The following is a 6,472-nucleotide window of genomic DNA, read 5'->3' as shown; positions in this document are numbered from 1 at the left end:
GGGCACGCTCGCGCCCGATCCGCAGGCCGACCAGGAGCAGGTGGACGCCTTCGAACTGGGCCTGAAGAAGTCCATCGGCCGCCGCTTCCAGCTGAACGGCGCCGCCTTCTACAACGACTACAAGGACCTGCAGCTCAACCTCTCGCAGCTGAACCCCGCCGGCACCGCGTCGTCGAACAACTTCGTCAACGTCGAGGCCGAAGCCTACGGCCTCGAGCTGGAAGCCATCTGGAAGCCGATCGACAACCTCGATCTGTCGGCCAGCTACGGCTACCTGCACACCGAGATCACCAAGGGCTGCTGCTTCTACGACCCGGCGGACCCGGGCGCGCTGGACCCCAACGCCACCCCGTCGGGCGGCTTCGTGGTCTCGAACGGCACCCGCCTGGTGTTCCAGACGCTGGAAGGCTCGCGAATCTACCAGTCGCCGAAGCACAAGTTCGCCGGCAATGCGAACTACACCTTCGACTTCGATCCGGGCTCGCTGATCCTGTCGGCCACCTTCACCTGGACCGACGAGACCTACTACCAGCCGTTCAAGAGCGCGGCGAACAAGGTGAAGGGCTATGACGTCACCGACTTCCGCGCCCTGTGGAACGACGCCGGCGACCGCTTCACGATCATCGGCTACGTGAAGAACGCCTTCGACCAAAAGGGCTTCACGTCGAACGGTTCGACCACGCCGACCGCGATCTTCGACGTGCCCGGCTCTGGCTCGGCGCCGAACATCACCCAGACGCGTACGGCCATCACCCGCGGCCTGATCCAGCCCCGCACCTACGGCGTGGAGCTGCAGTACCGCTTCTAACTATTTGATTTTTAGGCGCTAATTCCTCCCCATGCGCCAACCTCGAGGCGGCGGGCTCCCAGGCTCGCCGCCTTTTTCTTTGGCCGCGTGGATTTGACGCTGCGGAAAAGTTGCGATCCGTCCCGGACTTAACCTCTGCTCAAGCGCTCGCGCACAGAATGGGTAGCTGAGGTTCCATCAGTTTCGGCGGCCCATGTCCCTGCCCGAGTTCCTTACCGAGCGCGTCGCGGCCGAAATCCGTCAGCAGATGGATGGCGTGCTGGCGCTCACCGAGCAGCTCGGCCGTCAGCGCCTGACGGCCGACGGCGAGGCGTGCGTGGCCAGCGTCGCGGACGCCGCGACCAGCGTGTCGCGCATCATCAGCGCCGGCGTGGACCTGAAGAGCATGGTGACGGGCGGCGTAACGCTCGAGCTCGAGCCGGTCGTCCTTCGCGAGGTGATGGACGAGGTCCAGGACCGCTGGCAGCCGCGCGCCGCGTCGGTCGGCGTCACACTGCTGGTTTCGTTCGACGGCGATCCGGGTGCCGCCGCCATGGCCGACCGCAAGCGCCTCTTGCAGGTCTTCGACGGCTTCATCGGCGAAGCCGTGGCCGCTCAGGGTCGCGGCGCGGTCGAGGCCGGGCTTACAGCCGTAGTCGTCGCCGAGGGCGTGCGGCTCGAAGGCCGCATCCGCGGGCCGCGCGATACGGGCTGGGACGGCCAGGACCTGGAGCAGCGCATCCGCAGCATCGAAGCCCGCCTGGGCCTCGAGGTGGCGCTGGGCGCCATGCTGGCCCGCAAGGTCCTGTCGGGCATGAACGGCCAGGTCCGCAAGGAGGCCAACGCCGGCGCCTCAGACACCGTCGCCTTCGAGATCCTGCTGTCCGCCATCCCGGACACCGTCGCTGAGCCGGCCGAGGACACCGGGCGCGCCGCCCATATCCTGGTGGTCGACGACAACGCCACCAACCGCATGGTCGCCCAGTCGCTGGTCGAGATGTTCGATTGCACCAGCGAGTCGGCCGAGGACGGTGAAGAGGCCGTGGAGGCCGCCCAGACGGGACGCTTCGACCTGATCCTGATGGACATCCGCATGCCGCGCATGGACGGCATCGCCGCCACCCGCGCCATCCGCGCCCTGCCCGGCCGCATAGGTGCGGTGCCGATCATCGCGCTTACCGCCAACGCCGACCCCGAGGACGCCGAGACCTACCTCGCCGCCGGCATGAACGGGGTGGTCGAGAAGCCGATGAAGCCCGAGCATCTGCTGCTGGCCCTGCAGCAGGCCCTGGATCCGGACGCCGCAGCCCGCGCGGCCTAAGCCGTTACAGCTGCAACTTTTTTCCCACGAAGGGGCCTATTGCGCCCCCCGCCGCAATCCCTTAGGTCGCGGGCTCCTGTTTCGGGGGAGATTTATGTCCGAGGCGAAGGCGGGCTCCCCGCCCTCTTTGGAGGCCGTGCGCCAGCGCATCGATGCGCTGGACAGCGAGCTCCTGCGCCTCGTGGACGAGCGGGCCGCCCTGGCCCGCGTGGTGGCCGCCGCCAAGCAGGCGGCCGGTGACGGCGACAAGTTCGCCCTGCGGCCCGGCCGCGAGGCCCAGATCCTGCGCCGCCTGATCGCCGCCGAGCGCGGCGCGGCCAACCCCAGCCTGATCGTGCGCATCTGGCGCGAGCTGATCGGCGACAGCCTATCGGTCCAGGGGCCGTTCCACATCACGGTCTGGGGCGGCAAGGACCCCGGCCGCGCGGTCGAGCTCGCCCGCCACCGCTTCGGCGCCGCGCCGCCGCTGCGCCAGGTCGCCAAGGCCGAGGACGCTGTGGCCCAGGCGCGCACGCCGGGCGGCGTCGCCGTCTGCGCGATCGCGCCGGACAGCGCCTGGTGGGGCCGGCTGCTGGCCGAACCCGACGCCAAGGTGTTCGCCGCGCTGCCCTGCCTGTCGGCCTGGGGCCCGATGTCGGCGCTGGCCGTGGCCGCCGTCGATGTGGAGCCGACGGGCGACGACCGCACCTTCTGGGTCACCGACGCGGCCGGGCCGGCCGCTGCTGTCGAGGAGGCCCTGGGCCGCGACGGCGTCGCCGCCGATCTGCTCGCCGAGGCCGGCGGGCTGAAGCTCTTCATGCTGGCCGGCTTCTATCAGCGCGAGGACGAACGGCTGGCCCGGGCGCCCGGGCGGCTCAGCGGCGTGATCGGGGCTGCGCCGGCGCCGCTGGACGTGTAAGACGGCGCTCCGGTCGCCACGGCCGAACCGCTCTTCAACCTCGTTTCAAGCGCCCGCATGTCCGACGACGCCCCCGCCTTTGACCGCGCCCGAGCCAGCCGGCCCGTCCCGAAGCCCGGGATTATGGACATCCACGCCTACGTGCCGGGCAAGGCCCAGGCCGAAGGGGTGGACAACCCGGTCAAGCTCTCGGCCAACGAGAACGTCCTGGGGTCCAGCGAGGCCGCCCGCGAGGCCTACCTCGCCCACGCCGGCGACATGCAGATGTATCCCGACAGCCGGACCACCATCCTGCGCAAGGCGATCGCCGAACGCTTCCGGCTCGAGCCCGAGCGGCTGATCTTCGGCTGCGGCTCGGACGAGGTGTTCGCGCTGCTGAACCAGGTCTTCCTCGAGCCCGGCGACAACATCGTGCAGGGCGAGTTCGGCTTCGCCGCCTTCGCGATCGGCGCCCGGGCCTGCCAGGCCGAGGTGAAGCTGGCCAAGGAGCCCGGCTACCGCATCGACGTCGACGAGGTGCTGAAGCAGGTCGACGACCGCACGCGGCTGGTGTTCATCGCCAATCCCGGCAACCCGACCGGCACCTGGATTCCGTTCTCCGAGGTGCTGCGCCTGCACGCGGCCCTGCCGCCCAGCGTGGTGCTGGTGCTGGACGGCGCCTATTCCGAGTTCGCCACCGACCCCAGCTTCCAGGACGGCCTCGACTTCGCGCGCGGCGCCGACAACGTGGTCGTCACGCACACCTTTTCCAAGCTGCATGGACTTGCCGCTCTGCGGGTGGGCTGGGGCTATGCGCCGGTGGAGATCGCCGCGGCGGTCGACCGCATCCGCCTGCCGTTCAACACCTCGATCGCCGGCCAGCATGCGGCCGTCGCGGCGCTGGCGGACGAGGACTTCCAGGCGCGCTCCATCGCCCACGTCGAGCAGTGGCGGTCGTGGCTGACGCAACAGATTGGCGGGATCGGCCTCGAGGTCGTGGGGCCGTCGGCCACCAACTTCGTGCTGGTCGGGTTCCCGAAGACGCCGGGCCGCTCGGCTGCCGACGCCGACGAGTTCCTGAGCCGGCGGGGCCTGCTGACCCGCCGGGTCGTGAACTACGGCTTGCCCGACCACCTGCGCGTCACCATCGGTCTCGAAGAGCACAATCGGGCCGTCGTCGACGCCCTGGCTGACTTCATGAAGGCCTGAGCCATGCGCACGCCGGTCTACGCGAAGATGGCCGTGGTCGGCTGCGGCCTGATCGGGTCGTCGATCGTCCGCGCCGTGCGCGAGGCGGGCGCCGCCGGCGAGATCGCGATCGCCGAGACTTCCGAAGCGGCGCGCGAGCGGATCGTGGAGTTGAAGCTCGCTGACGTGGTGACCGGCGACGCCGCCGAGGCCGTCCGCGACGCCGACCTCGTCCTGTTCGCCGTGCCCGTCATGTCGATGGAGGCCGCGGCCCACGCCGCCGCCCCCGGCCTGAAACCCGGCGCCACCGTGACCGACGTCGGCTCGGTGAAGGGCCAGGTCGCCGAGGCCTTGACGGCCGCTTGCCCCGACAGCGTCTTCGTGATCCCGGGGCACCCGATCGCCGGCACCGAGCAGTCGGGCCCCGACGCGGGCTTCGCCGAGCTGTTCCAGAACCGCTGGACGATCCTGACGCCGGATGCTCGGGACGATGTCCCCTACCGCGAGGCCGTGGCCCGGCTGGCCGACTTCTGGACCGCCATCGGCGCGCGGGTCGAGGAGATGGACGTCCGCCACCACGACCTGGTGCTCGCCATCACCAGCCACCTGCCCCACCTGATCGCCTACAACATTGTGGGCACCGCGGCCGACCTCGAGGGCGTCACCGAGTCCGAGGTGATGAAGTATTCCGCGGGCGGCTTCCGCGACTTCACCCGCATCGCCGCCTCGGACCCCACCATGTGGCGCGACGTCTTCCTGTCCAACAAGGATGCGGTGCTCGAGGTGCTGGGACGGTTCACCGAGGACCTGCAGGCGCTCAGCCGGGCCATCCGCTGGGGCGAGGGCGACAAGCTGTTCGAGCTCTTCTCCCGCACCCGTGAGATCCGCCGCGGCATCGTCGCCATGGGTCAGGAGAGCGCCGAGCCGAACTTCGGGCGCGACCGCGGGAAGCACTGATCCGCCATATTCGGGTAGTATCGGCGCGTCATCGTCGCAGAGAGACCCGAGCATGCGCCAAGTTGTTTTCGCGGCCGTCGCCGCAGCCGCTCTGGCCGCCGCGGGCGCGGCCCAGGCCCAGATGCCGGCGCCGGCCGAGCTCATCAAGCGCTGGGACAAGAACGGCGACGGGGCGGTCGACAAGGGCGAGTGGACCGCCGCCGGGCGGCCGGCCGAGCGGTTCGACGCGGTCGACGCCAACAAGGACGGCAAGATCACCCCCGCCGAGCTCGAGGCCGCGATGGCGGCGATGCGGGCCCGGGGCGGCTGATTTTCGAGGAGCGGTGCGCGGGCCAAGCCTGCACGCTCTCGATAGAACAAATTGGGAACATTGTCAAGTCTGCGACACCGGATGCTTGCCACGCGGACAATATTCACCCATAAGGGTGAATATGCTCGATGAGACGCTGACGGCGCTGGCCGATCCGACGCGCAGGGCGATCCTGGCGCGGTTGGCGGAGGGCGAGGCGCGGGTGACCGACGTCGCCAAGCCGTTCGCGATCTCGCTGAACTCGGTCAGCAAGCACATCCGGATGCTGGAGCGGGCCCGGCTGGTGCGGCGCAGGATCGAGGGGCGCGAGCACTTCCTGGCGCTGGACCCGGCGCCGCTGGACGAGGCGGCGGCCTGGATCGACGAGCAGCGGAAACTCTGGACCCGGCGGCTGGGGCGACTGGAGACGGCGCTGAACGATGGCTGACCTCACCGTGACCCACAGCTTCGGCCACCCGCCCGAGCGGGTGTTCGACGCCTGGCTGGACCCGGCGGTCGCCCGCCGGTTTTTGTTTGCGACGCCGAGCGGCGAGATGATCAAGGCCGAGATCGACGCCCGGGTCGGCGGCCGCTTCACCTTCGTGGACCGCCGGCCCGACATGGGCGACGTGGAGCACGTGGGCGAGTACCTGACCATCGACCGGCCGCGGCGGCTGGTCTTCACCTTCGGCGTGCCAAAGTTCGACCCCGGCCTCACGGAGGTCGAGGTGGAGATCACGCCCACGGGCTTGATGGGGAGGGACAGGCCGCGTCGGCGGCCAGGGTGAGGAGGTGTCGATCCTCACCGACCTCAGCACTCCGGCCCACACTCCCTCACCCTGCTCGCCTCCGGCGAGCTGTCCCTCCCCATCAAGGGAGGGAAAGGAACTCCGCGACCTGCTCGATGGCTTCGACCAGGGTCACGCGCTGGAGGACCACGCCCTCGGGCAGGCCGCTGAACAGGCGGGTGGGCGCGGCGGCGTCGAGCATGACGAAGCAGCCCTTGTCGTCGGCGCGGCGGATCAACCGCCCGAAGGCCTGGGCGATGCGGGC

General features: G+C 70.0%; 9 protein-coding genes. 8 read left to right on the top strand and 1 reads right to left on the bottom strand.

The window, feature by feature from the left end; all coding sequences use genetic code 11:
* The 8 genes from VGD44_RS22930 to VGD44_RS22895 all read left to right on the top strand — a co-directional run.
* A partial coding sequence (locus VGD44_RS22930) for a TonB-dependent receptor domain-containing protein (RefSeq protein ID WP_331090705.1) occupies window positions 1-808 on the top strand: 808 nt, incomplete at its 5' end.
* Between the two features lie 193 nt (window positions 809-1,001).
* Window positions 1,002-2,108 (top strand): response regulator, encoded by a 1,107-nt coding sequence (locus tag VGD44_RS22925; protein WP_331090704.1) that lies wholly within the window; start codon window positions 1,002-1,004, stop codon window positions 2,106-2,108.
* Window positions 2,109-2,202: 94 nt separating this feature from the next.
* Entirely contained in the window at window positions 2,203-3,006 is an 804-nt protein-coding gene (locus VGD44_RS22920) for a chorismate mutase (RefSeq protein ID WP_331090703.1), read from the top strand.
* Window positions 3,007-3,063: 57 nt separating this feature from the next.
* Window positions 3,064-4,194 carry a histidinol-phosphate transaminase gene (locus tag VGD44_RS22915; RefSeq protein ID WP_331090702.1) on the top strand — a complete coding sequence of 377 codons (1,131 nt, stop codon included), beginning with the start codon at window positions 3,064-3,066 and terminating at the stop codon, window positions 4,192-4,194.
* A gap of 3 nt (window positions 4,195-4,197) precedes the next feature.
* A complete protein-coding gene (locus VGD44_RS22910; RefSeq protein WP_331090701.1) occupies window positions 4,198-5,130 on the top strand; it encodes a prephenate/arogenate dehydrogenase family protein in 933 nt (310 codons plus the stop codon).
* A 52-nt stretch (window positions 5,131-5,182) separates the two neighbouring features.
* The gene (locus VGD44_RS22905; protein ID WP_331090700.1) at window positions 5,183-5,440 is read left to right on the top strand and encodes an EF-hand domain-containing protein; all 258 of its coding nucleotides are present in this window, start codon (window positions 5,183-5,185) and stop codon (window positions 5,438-5,440) included.
* A gap of 121 nt (window positions 5,441-5,561) precedes the next feature.
* Window positions 5,562-5,867: a metalloregulator ArsR/SmtB family transcription factor gene (locus tag VGD44_RS22900; RefSeq protein ID WP_331090699.1), complete on the top strand. Its 306-nt coding sequence runs from the start codon at window positions 5,562-5,564 to the stop codon at window positions 5,865-5,867.
* Complete coding sequence (locus tag VGD44_RS22895; RefSeq protein ID WP_331090698.1) at window positions 5,860-6,207, top strand: SRPBCC domain-containing protein; 348 nt, start codon at window positions 5,860-5,862, stop codon at window positions 6,205-6,207. Before VGD44_RS22900 ends, VGD44_RS22895 begins: the two co-directional genes overlap by 8 nt.
* 82 nt (window positions 6,208-6,289) lie before the next feature.
* Here VGD44_RS22895 and VGD44_RS22890 read toward each other — a convergent pair.
* Window positions 6,290-6,472: helicase C-terminal domain-containing protein (locus VGD44_RS22890; protein WP_331090697.1), on the bottom strand; the 183-nt coding region annotated here is incomplete at its 5' end.

This window comes from Phenylobacterium sp. (genome assembly GCF_036402295.1).
Taxonomy (GTDB): Bacteria; Pseudomonadota; Alphaproteobacteria; order Caulobacterales; family Caulobacteraceae; genus Phenylobacterium.
The sequence above is the reverse complement of the archived record's forward strand: the minus strand, read 5'-3'. Positions and strand labels throughout refer to the sequence as shown.